Consider the following 15,055-nt stretch of genomic DNA (forward strand, 5'->3'; position numbering starts at 1 on the left):
GCTCTTCACGGCCATGTCGCCGAAACAACGTCCCTGGACATCACATCTAGACGGAGCGCAGGTACTCCAGGTCGGCGGAGATGCCGTCGGCGGGCGTCTCCAGCACACCCGGTGCGCCGGCGGTCTTCATCAGTTCAGCGAGCACCTCCGGGTCGATCTGGCCGGATTCGAGGTTGGCATGACGATCCCGGCCGGAGTCGAACTCGTCGCGCGAATTGTTGAGATGGATCAGATCGATGCGGCCGGTGATGCCCTTGATGCGTTCGACGAGTCCGACCAGGTCCTCGCCGCCGGCCCAGGCGTGACAGGTGTCGAGGCAGAACCCGGCCTCGGGGAAGTCGCCGACGGCGTCCCACAGGCGTTCGATGGACTCCAGCGTCCGTGCCATCGCATGGTCGCCGCCCGCGGTGTTCTCGACAAGGATCGGGACACCGAAGCCGCCCTTGTCCGCCTGCCGCTCGAAGAGCTTGCGCCAGTTCTCGAATCCCGCCGCGGCGTCCTCACCGTCCTTGAGGTGTCCGCCGTGCACGACGAGCCCGATCGCGCCGAGCTCGGCCGCGGCCGCCGCCTGTTGCTCGACGGCCTTGCGCGAGGGCATCCGCAGTCGGTTGTTCAGGCTCGCCACGTTGATCTGGTAGCTCGAGTGGACGACGACGTCGATCGCCGACTCCCGGATCTCGGCGGCGTGGGGATGCGGCTGCGGCTTCTTCCAGCCCTGCGGATCGGTCACGAACATCTGGAAGATGTCGATGCCGAGGTCCTCGGCGGTGGCGACGGGGTTCTCGTCCTGGCGAAGGTGGGCTCCGACTCGCATGGGCTCAGCCTATCGCCTGGGCGGCCGGCTTCGGGCTGGGCCGACGGGAGACAACCGGTGTACTGGCAGCGAACGCGCAGCGAACTTCTATAGAGTTCGGGGTGGACGGTCGACGCCCCGGCGACCGGGGGCAGGAGGCGCCACGTGAGTGTCGACACGGCGGCGCCCGGCGGGCCGAGTGATGCCGACGATGCCGCCGATCGGGAACCTCACGACGCAGTCCGCACCGCCGATCTCGAGCCGATTCCGGTCACCGAGGAGAAGATCCGCGACTATCGGCGGTTGCGCCGGATCCTGCTCACGGTCTGGGCCGTGGCCCTGGGCCTCTACTTCTGGCGATACGGCATCGCCGCCGACCGAACCAGCCTCATCTTCTTCCTGGCGTTCGGCATGGTCGCCGCGACGATCGGCAGGCGCCGCGCGAGCACGGTGCTGATCGACTGGCTGCCGTTCGTCCTGATCCTGATGCTCTACGACTGGACGCGGAACGTCGCGGTCTGGCTCGACATGCCGACGCACTGGGAGCTCGCGCCAGACGTCGACCACTGGCTGTTCGGGACCAACCCGACGGTGTGGCTGCAGTCGCATCTCAAAGAATCCTCGCCACCCTGGTGGGAGGTGGTCGTCAGCGCGGTCTACATGTCGTACTTCATCGTCCCGTACGCTACCGCCGCGGTGCTCTGGGTGCGCGACCGCGCCGTCTGGCGCCGGTTCGCGGCGTGTTTCATCGCGGTCAGTTTCCTCGGGTTGGTGGGCTACACCCTGGTTCCGGCCGCGCCGCCGTGGGCGGCGTCGCGCTGCACCGCCGTCGAGGTGGCCGACAGTCCGCACGACCCGCCGTGCATGTACACCACCGGCTCGCCGGTGCCCGACAATCTGCTCGGTCAGGTGACGCCCGAGCATCCGGATGCGAATCCGTACGTCGAGCGGATCTCCGACCGCGGCTGGAGCGTCATCGGGCTGGACATGGTGCTGCGTGCGGTGCGCCTGGGCCAGACGAAGTCGAATCTCGTCGCGGCGATACCGTCGCTGCACGCCGGGCTGACGATGCTGTTGGCGCTGTTCATGTGGCCGCGCACCCGATGGTTCGGCAAGACGATGTTCATGGGTTACGCGCTCGCGATGGCCTTCGCGCTCGTCTACAGCGGCGAGCACTACGTCTTCGACATCCTGTTGGGCTGGGGTCTGGCCGGATTCGTATTCGCGGCGTACCGGCTCATCGACGCGCGGTACATCCAGCCGCGCAACGCGATTCGCGCCGGGGTCAGACCGCGGCGTCGAAGTTCGGCTCCGTCTCAATCGTGATCGGCACGCCCGCCGCGATCAGCAGGCGGCACTGCGCCTCGCTGTCGGGGTAGAGGTTGAGCCACTCGTGGCCCGCACTGCCCGCCGCGTACACCTTGTTGAGCGCGCGGTCGAGACGCGCCTCGGTCTCGCGCGTGATGATGAAACGACGGTCGCCGTACCTGAGATACCTGTTCGTCACGACAGCCTCCGACTAGTAGCTCCTGTGACTCAGGACACTACCCGCCGCGTCGGCGGTGGGGAGGCGGCTCAGCTGAGCTCGGGCGCCCTCGACGTATAGGGCTGAACCTTCGAGAAATCGATCATCGCGCGGGTGTTGTCGACGGCGGTGACCAGACCGACGCCGAACTGCCCGTGCTCGTCGTACAGGTTCGCCGTGCCGACGGACAGGCCGGCGTTCTCGACATGCGAATCGGCTTCGACGCCGATCCGGACGCCCTCGGGCAGGCGGGCGACGGCCACCGTCAGATCGCAGTTGATGAAGCCGATGCCGCCGTCGCCGATGTTGGTCACCAGGCTGGTGGACTCCGCGGCGATCACCGCGCGCTGAAACGGGGTCAGGGCGGTGGCGGCGACGGCGTCGAACGGCCGCGTCCACATCCGGAGCCTGCCGGAGTTCTGGAAGTCGCCCATGTCGGAGGACCAGTCGCCGTCGTCGACCTGGAACCAGGGGCGGTAGTCGTCGTCCGCGGTGGGCGGTACGAAGGTCTGTTCCTCGGGCGGTCGCACCCAGCGCTCGCCCGGCGGGTTCGACCCCTGCTTGAGGAAGACGACGTTGCCCCGGGCGACCAGGATCTCCGTGTCGCCGTCGAACTGGACCACCGAGACCTCGACAACCCGAATGCGGTGGCCGTCGCGGATCACCGTGGTCGTGGGAAGGGTGGGCAGCCTGCGGGCGCTCTTGAACAGTTCGAGGGTGAATCGCGCGGGCGCGAAACCCTCGCTGCTGCCCGCGTTCTCCGCGGCGTAGGCGGCGATGGCGCAGACCGACGGTCCGTTGAGCGCATCGGGCCCCCACAGTCCCATCGCGTAGCCGGTCGGGTCGAACCGGCCGCCGTCGGCGGGGGTGAAGAAGGTCCTGTCGCTCATACGCCTGCACGCTACGCTGCCTCCATGACCACTCAAGCAACACCGTCCGTTCTGCCGAACGACGCGGTCGGCATCGTCCGGACGTTCGTCATCTTCACCTCGATCGTCGGCATCGCGCTGGGTGTCGCCGCTCTCGTCTGGCCGCACGCGACGCTCACCGTGATCGGTGTGCTGTTCGGCATCGCGCTCATCATCGCCGGGCTCTCCCGCCTGTTCGTCGCGTTCGCGGTGACCCGTGCACCGGCGTCCGCGCGCATCCTGCTCGGGGTGTTCGGCGCCGTGGTCCTCGCCGTCGGTGTGCTCGCCACGATCAACCCGTCGAAGTCGCTCGTCCTGCTCGGTATCTTCATCGGAATCGGCTGGATCATCGGCGGCGTGCACGACCTCTTCGGCTCCCGGATGACCGCGACCGTCGCGCCGCGCTGGCTGGTGATCGTGTCCGGCGTGATCTCGGTCCTCGCAGGCATCGCGATGATCGTGCTGCCCGCGGTCTGGACGCTCTCGACCATTCTCTGGATCCTCGCGATCCTGCTCATCGTGGTCAGCGTCGTCACGCTGTTCACCGTCCCGAACAAGATCAGTGCCCTGGCCGAGCGCGCAGCCGCCGGCGGCGCGGTCGTCGTCGAGGGTGCCGTGATCGAGACCGAGGACTGAGTCCTATCCGGTCAGTGCCAAGCCGTCGAGCGTGATCGCCGGCTTGGCGCTCTCTTCCTCGGCGAGCAGTTCGGCGCAGATTCCGAGGACGGTCAGCAATTCGTCGGTGTGCCGCAGCGCGACGCCGTCGACGGTTCCGCGCCACACCATGGCGGCCGGATGGGCGGCGGGCACCGTCGCTGCGGCGCCGATCAGCCTGCGGGCGCCCGCGGTGTCGGAGTCCCACATCGCGTCGGCGGTGGTCAGGTACAGGCCGATGGCCGGCCGCAGTTCCCGCAGGTGCATCATCGCCCAGGCCCAGTGCTTGGCGACGTCGACCGTGATCTCCTGACCGCGGCCGAGCGTCCGCACATACTTGCTGTGGAGCTCGCTGCAGAGCAGGTCGGAGTCATCCCACATCTCCAGCATCGACATGCATCGAACGCTGTTGTGCAGGGCCGCGAGGTACTTCACCGAATAGGGCCCCTCGCGGCGGGAGCGGATCTCGCGGAGGACCGAGAATCCGGCCAGCGCGCTGGTGAACTCGCCGGCGTCGTAATCGGCGTGGGCTTGGTCGTTCAACTCGTCCAGCATGTCCCAATGCTCCCCGCACCGGCGGAACTCCGCAGCGTAATGGCACTATTGAGCCTCTTCCAGTGCGGTGGCGAGATGGGTGCGGGATGATTCCGGGGTGGCCGAACAGACACGTGATCTGAGTAAGTGGGCTCTGCTGAGCATTGCGACCGCGATCGTGGTGATCGCGCTCAAGCTGCTGGCGTGGCAGCTGACCGGGTCGGTGGGACTGCTGTCGGACGCCGCGGAATCGGTCGTGAACCTCGTCGCGGCGGTGGTCGGTTTCTTCGCACTGCGGATCGCCGCCCGTCCCGCCGACGACGACCACAACTTCGGGCATGTCAAGAGCGAGTACTTCGCCGCGGTGATCGAAGGCGTGATGATCGTGGTCGCGGCGGTGATCATCATCGTGACCGCAGTGGATCGACTGATCCATCCCCGCGAACTGGAGTCGGTGGGCCTCGGTCTCGCCGTGTCGGTGATCGCCTCGGTGATCAACGCGGCCGTCGCCTGGCAACTGATCCGAGTGGGGCGACGCCATCGTTCGCTCACCCTGGAGGCCGACGGCAAGCACCTCATGACCGACGTCTGGACCACCGCGGGCGTCATCGTCGGCGTGGCGGTCGTCGCGATCACCGGCTGGGCCGTCCTCGACCCGATCATCGCGATAGCGGTCGCCGTCAACATCATCTTCGTCGGTTATCACCTGGTGCGACGGTCGACGCTCGGCCTGATGGACACTGCCGTTCCCGAGGCCGAGCGCGCCGAGATAGACGCGGTGCTCGACCGGTTCCGCGGTGACGGCATCGACTTCCACGACGTCCGCACACGCGAGGCGGGGCATCTGCGGTACGTGCAGTTGCACATGCTGGTGCCCGGCGACTGGTCGGTGCAGCGCGGGCACGACCTCCTCGAGGACGTCGAGGCGGCGCTGCACGCGGCCGTCGACGATCTGGTGCCCACCATCCATCTCGAACCGATCGAGGATCCGCGCAGCTACGAGCCCTGGCGACGGTAGTTCGCGAGGTCGCGGCGGAGCGGACGCCCGGAGGCTACCGTTGGGGACATGAGCGCTCGTGATTCGTATGACGGTGGCGAGTACGACCAGGACGACACCGATCAGCTGCAGCCGGGGGACACCCTCGACGACACCGAGCTGGCTGATGTCCTCGACCGCGGCTACTCGCCGCCCGACTATGCGCCGCCGACGCATGAGCACGACTGCCTCGACGAACGGCTCGCCGAAGAGGAACCCGACATCTCGTACGACGACGACGGCGATCCCGACTTCCCGGAGCGCGACGAGGTCGGCGCGCGGCGCGCGGGCCGGCTGATCGCACCCGACGAGGGCGTCGGGCCCGACGTCGACAACCAACTGCTCGCCACCGACGCGGGCGTGGACGGCGCGGGCGCCTCCGCGGAGGAGGCGGCCATGCACTACATCGAAGACGAGTGAGCCCCGGCGATCCGCTGGATGAGACTCCGCGCCCGCACGGGTACCCGGATTCGATACCGTTCTTCGCATGGATCGTGACCGGTTGGTGGAAGTCGGCGTCGCCCTGGTGTCGCGTTTCGGGGCCAAAGCCCTGAGCCTGACCTCGGTGGCCCGGCAGGCGGGCGTGGCCCGGGCGACGGCATACCGCATGTTCGGCGGTCGTGACGCTCTCGTCGCCGCGATCATGGCGCGCGAGCTGGAGCAGCTGCGCGTGCAGATGAAGGCATGGGGTGCCGAGCAGCCGGATGTGAGCGAGCGGATTCGCGACCGCGTGCGCGGCAGTCTCGCGTACATCCGGGAGCACGAAGCACTGCAGTACGTGCTGCGCAACGAACCCGAGGAGGTGGTGCGCGCGCTCATCACCACCAGCGACGCCGATCGGCCGTCGCTGATCGAGATGATCGTCGACGCGACGCTGCCCGACGTGGTCGAGGACGAGGCCGCCGCGCTGTACCCGAACGTGCGCGCGGGCAGCGAGTTCATGGTGCGGGTGGTCTACTCCTGCATGCTGGTTCCCGGCAGCTCGATGTCCGACGACGAGATCGCGGACATGGTGGTGCGCGCCGTCGTTCGCTGATCCGGCGAACCGACTACTGTCGGATCCATGACTGGCACGGGCGCCCGCAGCATCTACGTCGCGTCGGCGGAAGGCGACACCGGAAAGTCCACGATCGCCCTCGGGGTGCTCGCGGTGCTGACTGCAGCGGGTGGCCGCGTCGGCGTGTTCCGGCCGATCTCACGCGCCGCGGCCGGGGAGCACGACTACATCCTCGACCTGCTGCATCAGTTCGCGTCCGTCGACATTCCGTACGAGCAGTGCATCGGCGTGACCTACGACGAGGTGCACGCCGACCCCGACGCGGCGATCGCGGAGATCGTCGATCGCTACCACACCGTCGCCGAGCAGTGCGACAACGTGCTGGTGATCGGATCCGATTACACCGACGTCGCCTCGCCGTCGGAGCTGAGCTTCAACGCGCGGGTCGCCGCCAACCTGTCGGCGCCGATCATCTTGGTGGTCAAGGCTTTCGAGCGGCAGCCCGAGGAAGTGAAGGCCGTCGCAGAGCTGCTGATGGCCGACATCTCGGCCGCCCACGCGACCACGGTGGCGATCGTCGCGAACCGCTGCGACCCCGACCGCAGGCTGGAGGTGGCCGCGGCGATCTCGCGGATCGGCGTGCGGTCATGGGCGCTGCCCGACGAGCCGCTGCTGGTCGCTCCGACGATGTCCGAACTGTGCGAAGCGCTCGACGGGACCCTGTACTCCGGTGACGCCGACCTGATGGAGCGCGAGGCGCTCGACGTGATGGTCGGCGGCATGACCGTCGAGCACATTCTCGAGCGGCTCAGCGAGTCGATGGTGGTGATCGCTCCGGCCGACCGGTCCGACGTGCTGCTTTCGCTGGTGAACGCCAATGCCGCGGAAGGCTTTCCGCGATTGGCGGGGATCGTCATCAACGGCGGGCTGCGGCCGCACCCGATGATCGACGCGCTGGTGAAGGGGCTGCGTCCGACGTTGCCCATCGTCGCCTGCGACCACGGTACGTACGAGACCGCGAGGATCGCCGCCCACACGCGCGGCGCGATGGCCAGCGGTTCGGTGCGGAAGATCGACGCCGCGATGAGCCTGATGGAACAGTACGTCTCACCCAAAGAACTGCTCGGCGAGCTCGATCTGCACACCCCGGCGGTGATGACCCCGCAGATGTTCGAGTATCAGCTGCTCGCGCAGGCCAAGTCCGACAGGCAGCGGATCGTTCTCCCCGAGGGCGGGGACGACCGCATCCTCCGCGCGACCGACCGCCTGGTGCGGCGGGGCGTCGCCGACCTGACGCTGCTGGGGGACCCGGATGCGGTGCGGCGCAGGGCGAACGAGCTCGGCGTCGATCTCTCATCGGTGGACGTCATCGACCCGGCGACGTCGCCGCTGGGCGAGGAGTTCGCGCCGATCTACGCCGAACTGCGCAAGCATAAGGGCATGACGCTGGAACGGGCGTCGGAGGTGGTGCGCGACGAATCGTACTTCGGCACCATGCTGCTGCACACCGGACGCGTCGACGGCATGGTGTCCGGTGCCGTGCACACCACCGCCCAGACCATCCGGCCGGCGTTCGAGATCATCAAGACCGTGCCGGGCGTCTCGACGGTGTCGAGTGTGTTCTTCATGTGCCTGGCCGACAAGGTGCTGACGTACGGCGACTGCGCGGTCGTGCCCGATCCGACCGCCGAGGAGCTGGCCGACATCGCGATCTCGTCGGCGCAGACCGCGGCGGCGTTCGGCATCGAGCAGCGGGTCGCCATGCTGTCCTACTCCACGGGCGGATCGGGTTCCGGAAAGGACGTAGACAAGGTCCGGACGGCCACCGATCTGGTCCGGGAGCGTGCGCCGGAACTGTTGGTGGAGGGGCCGATCCAGTACGACGCGGCCATCGAACCGTCGGTGGCGGCGTCGAAGATGCCCGATTCGCCGGTGGCCGGGCGGGCGACGGTGCTGATCTTCCCCGACCTGAACACCGGTAACAACACCTACAAGGCCGTGCAGCGAAGCGCCGGCGCGATCGCCATCGGACCGGTGCTGCAGGGGCTCAACAAGCCGATGAACGATCTGTCGCGCGGCGCGCTGGTCTCGGACATCGTCAACACGGTCGCCATCACCGCGATTCAAGCGCAGAACATCAAGAAGGCCGCTGCGGCCACCGAGGATCAGGAGAGCCGGGCATGACCGAGACGCCGATCGACGGAACGGTCCTCGTGGTCAACGCGGGGTCGTCGTCGCTGAAGTATCAGGTGCTCGACCCGGTGACGGAGGAAGTGATCGCCGACGGCCTCGCCGAGCGGATCGGGGAGTCGTCGTCGCGGATCAAGCACTGGTACCGCGGGCACGAGGTGGTCGTCGACGGTGCGCTGGCCGATCACGACGCCGCGATCGCGAAGGTGCTGGAACTGTTCGCGGCCGACGGCGTCGACGTCGCCGACTCGGGTCTCGCGGCGGTCGGGCACCGGGTGGTCCACGGCGGGCGGTCGTTCTTCGAGCCGACGCTGATCGACGATGTGGTGCGGTCGGAGATCGAGCGGATCTGCCCGCTGGCGCCGCTGCACAATCCGGCCAATCTGGTCGGGATCAACGCGGTGTCCGCGCTGCTGCCGGAGGTGCCCGCGGTCGCGGTCTTCGACACCGCATTCTTCAACGGACTGCCGGACGCCGCGGCGACGTACGCACTCGACGCCGCCGTCGCGGAGGAGTTTGCGATCCGCCGGTACGGATTCCACGGAACGAGTCACGAGTTCGTGTCCCGATTGACCTCCGAGACGCTGGGTCGCGACTACGGCGACGTCAACCAGATCGTTCTGCACCTGGGGAACGGCGCGTCGATGTCGGCCGTGGCCGGTGGCAGGCCGATCGACACCACGATGGGGATGACGCCGCTCGAAGGGCTGGTGATGGGAACCCGGACCGGCGACATCGACGCGGGTATCGTGTTCCAGCTGTCCCGGGTGGCGGGGATGTCGATCGACGAGATCGACGTCCTGTTCAACAAGCGCTCGGGCCTCAAAGGGCTCTGCGGGGAGAACGACTTCCGTTCGGTACGCGAACGCGTCGAGGCCGGCGACGAGGCGGCCCGCCTCGCGTACGACGTCTACCTGCACCGGCTCCGGCGGTACATCGGCGCCTACATGATCGAGCTCGGCCGCGTCGACGCCATCGTCTTCACCGCGGGTGTGGGCGAGAACGCTGCCCCGGTGCGCGCGGATTCCCTTGCCGGACTGGAGAACTACGGCATCGAGATCGATCCCGAGCGGAATGCCGTGCGGAGCGGTGAGCCGCGGCTCATCTCCACCGACGCGTCCGCGGTCGCGGTGCTGGTGGTGCCGACCAACGAGGAGCTGGCCATCGCCCGGCAGAGCATGGCGGTCGTGCGCCGCTCCGCCTGAGCGCCAGGTGCCCAGCCCGCGTGGCCGTGGTTTCGACTCGCTCCGCTCGCTCAACCAGCGGGCGGGGCCACTCTCCCAACCGGCGGTAATCCGTTGGTTGACCGAGCGGTGTCACCCTCGCTGGTTGAGCGAGCGGAGCGAGTCGAAACCCGTGTCACGCAGGCTGGTCGACCGAGCGGAGTCACTCCCGCTAGTCGACCGAGCGGTGTCGCCCCCCGCTGGTTGAGCGAGCGGAGCGAGTCGAAACTCCGTGCGGGACAGCCGAACTCAGAACAGCGTCGCCGGGCGGATCAGGTTGGCCAGGTCGACGAGGAGGAAACGGTGCGCCCGGTTGTCGCGGGTGGCCTTCGCGAGTTCGCGGAGGGACCGCTCGGTTCCGGCGCGGAGGCCGTGCTCGTTGAACGGGAAGCCGAGGAAGTCGTCGGCGGCGTGGTCCTCGTGGAGGTGCGCGTCGATCCAGCCGAGCGCGGTGCCCAGGATGATGAGCTGCAGTCGGCCGCGGCGGGGGTCGTCCCAGCTGATCTCCTCGAACCGCTCCGCCGCTTCGAACAACTCCGATCTCGTCACCTCGCTCGGCTGGCGGCCGTGGACGAGGGTCACGATCGCCGAGATCTGCGCGGTGCCGTAGTGGCGGCTGGTGGTCGGCACCTCGTCGAGGGGCTCGATGGCGCCGTCGTACCGGTCCTCGGCGAGGATCATCCGTGCCAGCCCGAAGGCTGCGGAGACGATGCCGTGGTCGGTGAGCCACAGGTCGTGGTAGTTCTGCCTGGCGATCTCGTACCACCGCTCGACCTGCGCCATCTGATCGTTGGAGGTGTACTCCTCGGCGGAGAGCCAGTAGCCGATCAGCTCCGCGGTCCCGGCGACGGCCAGCTTGGGGGCCACCTCGCCGGGCATCGCCTCGAGGACCTCGTGGAACCGTTCGAAGGCGAGTTCGGGTTCGGCGTTCAGCAGCGAGCAGATGCCGAGGTACCACTGCAGTCGCCACGAGTCGCCGTGATGGACCGCGACCTCGCGCAGCAGTTGCAGTGCGGTGTCCAGGTTGCCGAGCTCGAGATGCGCACGGGCCTCGGCGAGGTCGAGCTCGAGCGAGGGATGCGACGGCGGTTCGCCGTCCGCGGTCGGTTCGGACGCGATCAGCGCCTTGTACCCGTCGGCCCGCGCCGCCCGGATGGTGTCGAGCGTCTGCCTCGGGTACGACAACGCCGCCGAGGTCAGCACGCTCGCCGCCGGATCGGCCGGGTCCACCAGCGGTACCGGCAGAGCGCGTGCGATGTCGGCCGGATCGTGGATCGCCGCGTCCTTCGGGTCGAAGAACCCGTCGACCGGAGCCAGCAGCAGGTCGGTGCCGAACGTCGACCGCTGCGGGGTGAACACCGTCGACATCGACGGGCGCGGGACACCGGTGTGGAGGGCCACCGTCTCGCGCAAGACGTTGAGGACCTGGGTGGTCATCTCCTCCGCCGAGGAGAAGCGCTCGGCCGGATCCGCGGAGGTCGCGCGGTGCAGTAGGAAGTAGAACGACGGGTTCTCGACGAACAACGGCGTGGTCTGCGGATCGGGCAGGCCGTCGAGGTAGCGACCCTCGGCCATCGGCATGTCGACGGTGAGGACTGCCAGGGTGCGGCCGATGCTGTAGATGTCGGTGACGATCTGCGGCCCGGTCTCAACGATCTCGGGCGCCTGGAATCCCGGCGTGCCGTAGAGATGCCCGGTGCCGTTGATGGCCGACACCGCGCCCAGGTCGATGAGCTTCACATCGTCACTGGTGATCATGATGTTGTCGGGTTTGACGTCGTTGTAGACCAGACCGACCGAGTGCAGGTAGCCGACCGCCGACAGCACTTCGAGGATGTAGGCCATGGCCTGCTCGATCGGGAGGTGCCTGGATCCGCCGTCGTCCTCGGTGGTCAGCTGCTTGAGCGTGTGACCGCCGACGTACTCCATCACGATGTAGCCGACCGAGCGGCCGTCTTCGGTGACACCGTCGACGAAGTTGAAGATCTTGACGATGCCGGGGTCGTTGACCGAGGCGAGGAACTGCCGTTCGGCGATCGCCACGGCCTGCGCCTGGGAGTCCGACGAGTTCAGCAGGCCCTTGAGCACGACGGGACGGTCGGACACGTTGTGGTCGACGGCCAGATAGATCCACCCCATACCGCCGTGGGCGATGGCGCCGGCGATCTCGTACTGATCGGCGACCATCGTCCCGCGCTTGAGTCCGGGGACGAAGGAGTAGCGGGCACCGCAGTTCCAGCACGTTCCGCTCAACGGTCCCTTGCCGCGCCCGGACTTCCGTCCGACGGGCTCACCGCACTGCCAGCACTTGCGCTTGCTCGGGGCGATCACCGGATCGGAGAGCACGGCGTCCGCCGGGTCGATGTCGGTGATCTCCGGCAGCTGAACCAGTTCGCTGCCCAGCCGGCGGTCGTGGATGTGCGCGCTCTTGCGGGTCTTGCGCCGAGCCGCGGCGATGTCGTCGAGGATCCGCCGCACCTGCGTCGACTGCGTCACGGAGGAGGTCGGAGCGGTGCCGGCCTGGGTTCCGACGGTCGTCATCGGCGACGGCATGGTGCCCGCCTGTGTCTGCACCGAGTCGACGCCCTGGGTGGCGACCGCCTCCTGGGTGGCGGCCTGCGTCGCCACCGGCTCCTCGGTGGCCTTCTTCTTGTTCTTCTTCTTGCTGTCGCTCATCGCGTCAATCCCGGTACGTGGTCGGTGGCGGGTAGCCGGGGCCGAGAATCGACAGCCACTCGTTGTACGACCGCTGCCAACTGCCGTCGGCCTCGCGGGCCGCGAGCACGCCGTTGACGAATCGGACGAGGTCGTCCTGCCCCTTCGGGATCCCGACCCCGTAGTACTCGGTGCCGAGACTGTCGCCGACCACCTGGACCCAAGGATCCTGCGCCGCGATACCGGCGAGGATCGGATCGTCCGAGGTGATGGCGTCCACCTGGCCCTGCTGCATCATCACCAGGCAGTCGGCCCAACTGGCGGTGGTGATGAACTTGGCGCTCGGCACCGCCTCCTGTACCCGCGCGATCGACGTCGACGAGCGGGTGGCGCACACGTTCTTGCCCGCGAGATCGGACGCCTGCGAGATCCCGGAGTTGCGATAGGCCAGGATCTGCTGGGACGCCGCGTAATACGGCACCGAGAACGAGACCGTCTTGAGTCGATCGCAGGTGATCGACATGGTCTTGACGACGATGTCGACCGTACCGTTCTCCAGCGCCTCCGAGCGGTTGTCGTTGGTGATCATCCGGTACTCGATCAGGTTCGGATCGCCGAAGATCGCGGCGGAGATCCAATGGGCGACGTCGATGTCGAAGCCCTTCACGTCGCCGCTGATCGGATCCCGGAAGCTCAGCGGATTGCTGCCGAGGTCGGTGCCGACGACGAGTCGGCCGCGTTTGGCGATCCGGTCCATCGTCGAGCCGGGAGGCATCTGGCGCGGCTCGGGCAACGGGTCGGGGCGCAGTCCGGCGGTCGCATTGCATTCTGCGGTCGACGTCGGCGCGTCGGGCTGCGCGCCGAATGTCACGTCGGGCGGCAGCGGCGCGTTCGCCGTGGTCGACGGGGGATCGGCGGGCGAGACCGTCTCGGTGGCGCAGCCGGCCACCACGACCGCGGCGGTGCAGATCGATCCGGCGAGAGCGAGCAGTCGGATGCGGCGATCGGTCATCGGTACTCCCGGATCCGAGGGAACAGGCCGACGGCGACGGCGACCGCGGCGACGCCGCACAGCACGCCGATCCCGGTCCCGGTGAAGCCGAGCAGACGCTGGGCGGTGCTGATGTTGCTGCGGAAGGTGTTGCGCGCTTCCGCGATGGCCTTGACCAGTGCGTCGTTGACCTCGTTGTATCCGGTCGCGGTGCTGATCTTGCCGTCGCCGATGGTCAGCGCGCGGGCCGCGGTGAAGTCGCCGCCCGCGAGCCTGCGTCCCACCTCCTCGTGGGCGCTGCGCCACCGCTCGAGCGCCGACTGCACGTCGGTGATCGGCTGCAGGAGGCCGTGATCGTCCGCGTGATCGGGGTCCTTCGCGAGTTGGTCGGCGTACGTGTTGATCTCCTCGAGATCCTTCACGAAGCCGACGTCGAGCTCACCCGGGTCCGACCGCCGGACCAGTGACAGGGTCTCGGCGGACCGTGCCTGCTGCGTCAGGATGCGCATGGTGGTCAGCGTGTGGAGCGGTTCGGCGCCCGCGGTCTTGGCGGTGTTTGCCGCCGCCACCGACAGCAGACCGGAGACCAGCAGCCAGACGGTGCCGAGGACCAGCGCGGTGAGTGCGCCGATCAGGCCGATGTTGAAGTGGCGACGTGTGCGTCTCGCCAGGTAGCGGCCGGTGATGACCAGCATTCCGATGATCATCAGCAGTGCGACGTACACGCCCCACGGTGGGACGGTGAGCGTCCGCTGGGGTTCGGAGATGGCCGACGAACGGTCCTCGTAGAGCCGTTGCGCGGCGGGCAGGATGGTGCCGAGCATCAGGGAGGACGCCTCGCTCAGGTACGCCGATCCCACGGGGTTGCCCAGCCGGTTGTCGGTGCGGGCGGTCTCGATCAGCCCGGTGTACACCGGAATGCTGGTCGCGATGGTGTCGAGGTCGGCGCGTGAGGATCTGTCGCGATCGGAGGACTCCGCGGCGGTCGACAGTCCGTCGGCCGCGGCGACCAGTGCGGTGGAGGCGGTGGCGATGGAGTCCATGTACTCGGTGCGCAGTTCGGGCGATTCCCGCCCGCCGGAGATGAACGCGGAGTTGGCGGCGGCGTCGGCCACGGACAGCGAACTGTAGAGGACCTCGGCGGCCTCGGCTTGCGGCTCCGCACGGTTCACCAGCGCTTCGAGCGTCTGACTTCGATTGGTCAGCGACACCGACGAATACCAGCCGGTGAGTCCGCAGGCGAGGACCATCGCGAGCAGGATGATGACGAGTTTGCCCGGTGTCGTCGTGGCGTAGAAGCGCAGCGTCACGAGGGGCGACGACACCCGTTCCCGGGTCATCGCGGCGATCTCCCGGCGGTCGGCGATCACCTGGCGAAGAGTCGGACTCGGGGCCCCGCGCTCGGGCAGCACACTGCGGCCCGCGTGCGTGAGTGCGGAGCGCACTCGGTATACCTGGCCGGCCACGAGTTGTCCCTTCGGAAGTGCTGGTCTCAACCCTAGTCGGCGCGGCTGCGCCTGGACGGCCAGCCCGGTACGGTGATTCGTCA

General features: G+C 68.1%; 14 protein-coding genes. 7 read left to right on the forward strand and 7 right to left on the reverse strand.

What is annotated here, in order from left to right; genetic code table 11:
- Nucleotides 1-46 precede the first annotated feature (46 nt).
- Nucleotides 47-814, reverse strand: a complete 768-nt coding sequence (locus tag SCNU_RS16560; protein WP_009680557.1) for a deoxyribonuclease IV — start codon at nt 812-814, stop codon at nt 47-49.
- Between the two features lie 144 nt (nt 815-958).
- Here SCNU_RS16560 and SCNU_RS16565 point away from each other — a divergent pair, with 144 nt between their 5' ends.
- Nucleotides 959-2,119, forward strand: a complete 1,161-nt coding sequence (locus SCNU_RS16565; RefSeq protein WP_009680558.1) for a phosphatase PAP2 family protein — start codon at nt 959-961, stop codon at nt 2,117-2,119.
- On the opposite strand, the gene SCNU_RS16570 is transcribed toward SCNU_RS16565, so the two are convergent.
- Nucleotides 2,079-2,300: a hypothetical protein gene (locus SCNU_RS16570; protein ID WP_009680559.1), complete on the reverse strand. Its 222-nt coding sequence runs from the start codon at nt 2,298-2,300 to the stop codon at nt 2,079-2,081. The two genes, SCNU_RS16565 and SCNU_RS16570, sit on opposite strands and share 41 nt — an antisense overlap.
- A gap of 68 nt (nt 2,301-2,368) precedes the next feature.
- On the reverse strand, nt 2,369-3,208 hold the full coding sequence (locus tag SCNU_RS16575; RefSeq protein ID WP_009680560.1) for a thioesterase family protein: 840 nt from the start codon (nt 3,206-3,208) through the stop codon (nt 2,369-2,371).
- A gap of 24 nt (nt 3,209-3,232) precedes the next feature.
- On the opposite strand from SCNU_RS16575, the gene SCNU_RS16580 reads away from it, so the two are divergent.
- Complete coding sequence (locus tag SCNU_RS16580) at nt 3,233-3,862, forward strand: HdeD family acid-resistance protein (protein ID WP_009680561.1); 630 nt, start codon at nt 3,233-3,235, stop codon at nt 3,860-3,862.
- Between the two features lie 3 nt (nt 3,863-3,865).
- Here SCNU_RS16580 and SCNU_RS16585 read toward each other — a convergent pair whose 3' ends face one another.
- Nucleotides 3,866-4,435 carry a hypothetical protein gene (locus SCNU_RS16585; RefSeq protein WP_009680562.1) on the reverse strand — a complete coding sequence of 190 codons (570 nt, stop codon included), beginning with the start codon at nt 4,433-4,435 and terminating at the stop codon, nt 3,866-3,868.
- Nucleotides 4,436-4,532: 97 nt separating this feature from the next.
- On the opposite strand from SCNU_RS16585, the gene SCNU_RS16590 reads away from it, so the two are divergent.
- The 5 genes from SCNU_RS16590 (at nt 4,533) to SCNU_RS16610 (ending at nt 9,842) form a co-directional block, all read left to right on the forward strand.
- On the forward strand, nt 4,533-5,432 hold the full coding sequence (locus SCNU_RS16590; RefSeq protein ID WP_009680563.1) for a cation diffusion facilitator family transporter: 900 nt from the start codon (nt 4,533-4,535) through the stop codon (nt 5,430-5,432).
- Nucleotides 5,433-5,480: 48 nt separating this feature from the next.
- Nucleotides 5,481-5,870 carry a DUF5709 domain-containing protein gene (locus tag SCNU_RS16595; RefSeq protein ID WP_009680564.1) on the forward strand — a complete coding sequence of 130 codons (390 nt, stop codon included), beginning with the start codon at nt 5,481-5,483 and terminating at the stop codon, nt 5,868-5,870.
- Between the two features lie 67 nt (nt 5,871-5,937).
- On the forward strand, nt 5,938-6,486 hold the full coding sequence (locus SCNU_RS16600) for a TetR/AcrR family transcriptional regulator (protein WP_009680565.1): 549 nt from the start codon (nt 5,938-5,940) through the stop codon (nt 6,484-6,486).
- Nucleotides 6,487-6,513: 27 nt separating this feature from the next.
- Complete coding sequence (pta, locus tag SCNU_RS16605; protein ID WP_009680566.1) at nt 6,514-8,631, forward strand: phosphate acetyltransferase; 2,118 nt, start codon at nt 6,514-6,516, stop codon at nt 8,629-8,631.
- Nucleotides 8,628-9,842, forward strand: a complete 1,215-nt coding sequence (locus SCNU_RS16610) for an acetate kinase (RefSeq protein ID WP_009680567.1) — start codon at nt 8,628-8,630, stop codon at nt 9,840-9,842. Before pta ends, SCNU_RS16610 begins: the two co-directional genes overlap by 4 nt.
- Before the next feature lie 267 nt (nt 9,843-10,109).
- Here SCNU_RS16610 and SCNU_RS16615 read toward each other — a convergent pair whose 3' ends face one another.
- Genes SCNU_RS16615 through SCNU_RS16625 form a run of 3 tightly spaced genes read right to left on the reverse strand, consistent with a single transcriptional unit; the run spans nt 10,110 to nt 14,972 of the window.
- A complete protein-coding gene (locus tag SCNU_RS16615) occupies nt 10,110-12,536 on the reverse strand; it encodes a serine/threonine-protein kinase (protein ID WP_009680568.1) in 2,427 nt (808 codons plus the stop codon).
- Between the two features lie 4 nt (nt 12,537-12,540).
- Nucleotides 12,541-13,527 (reverse strand): transporter substrate-binding domain-containing protein, encoded by a 987-nt coding sequence (locus SCNU_RS16620; protein WP_009680569.1) that lies wholly within the window; start codon nt 13,525-13,527, stop codon nt 12,541-12,543.
- On the reverse strand, nt 13,524-14,972 hold the full coding sequence (locus tag SCNU_RS16625) for a hypothetical protein (protein WP_040518706.1): 1,449 nt from the start codon (nt 14,970-14,972) through the stop codon (nt 13,524-13,526). The genes SCNU_RS16620 and SCNU_RS16625 overlap by 4 nt, the downstream gene beginning before the upstream one ends.
- Nucleotides 14,973-15,055: the final 83 nt, after the last annotated feature.

Origin of the sequence: Gordonia neofelifaecis NRRL B-59395, from assembly GCF_000192435.1 — a bacterium.
Taxonomy (GTDB): Bacteria; Actinomycetota; Actinomycetes; order Mycobacteriales; family Mycobacteriaceae; genus Gordonia; species Gordonia neofelifaecis.

Bases quoted from the DNA above. Each gene is read 5' to 3' on its own strand.
- SCNU_RS16560 (WP_009680557.1), bottom strand. From the start codon at position 814: ATGCGAGTCGGAGCCCACCTTCGCCAGGACGAGAACCCCGTCGCCACC.
- SCNU_RS16575 (WP_009680560.1), bottom strand. From the start codon at position 3,208: ATGAGCGACAGGACCTTCTTCACCCCCGCCGACGGCGGCCGGTTCGAC.
- SCNU_RS16580 (WP_009680561.1), top strand. From the start codon at position 3,233: ATGACCACTCAAGCAACACCGTCCGTTCTGCCGAACGACGCGGTCGGC.
- SCNU_RS16585 (WP_009680562.1), bottom strand. From the start codon at position 4,435: ATGCTGGACGAGTTGAACGACCAAGCCCACGCCGATTACGACGCCGGC.
- SCNU_RS16595 (WP_009680564.1), top strand. From the start codon at position 5,481: ATGAGCGCTCGTGATTCGTATGACGGTGGCGAGTACGACCAGGACGAC.
- SCNU_RS16600 (WP_009680565.1), top strand. From the start codon at position 5,938: ATGGATCGTGACCGGTTGGTGGAAGTCGGCGTCGCCCTGGTGTCGCGT.
- pta (WP_009680566.1), top strand. From the start codon at position 6,514: ATGACTGGCACGGGCGCCCGCAGCATCTACGTCGCGTCGGCGGAAGGC.
- SCNU_RS16610 (WP_009680567.1), top strand. From the start codon at position 8,628: ATGACCGAGACGCCGATCGACGGAACGGTCCTCGTGGTCAACGCGGGG.
- SCNU_RS16615 (WP_009680568.1), bottom strand. From the start codon at position 12,536: ATGAGCGACAGCAAGAAGAAGAACAAGAAGAAGGCCACCGAGGAGCCG.
- SCNU_RS16620 (WP_009680569.1), bottom strand. From the start codon at position 13,527: ATGACCGATCGCCGCATCCGACTGCTCGCTCTCGCCGGATCGATCTGC.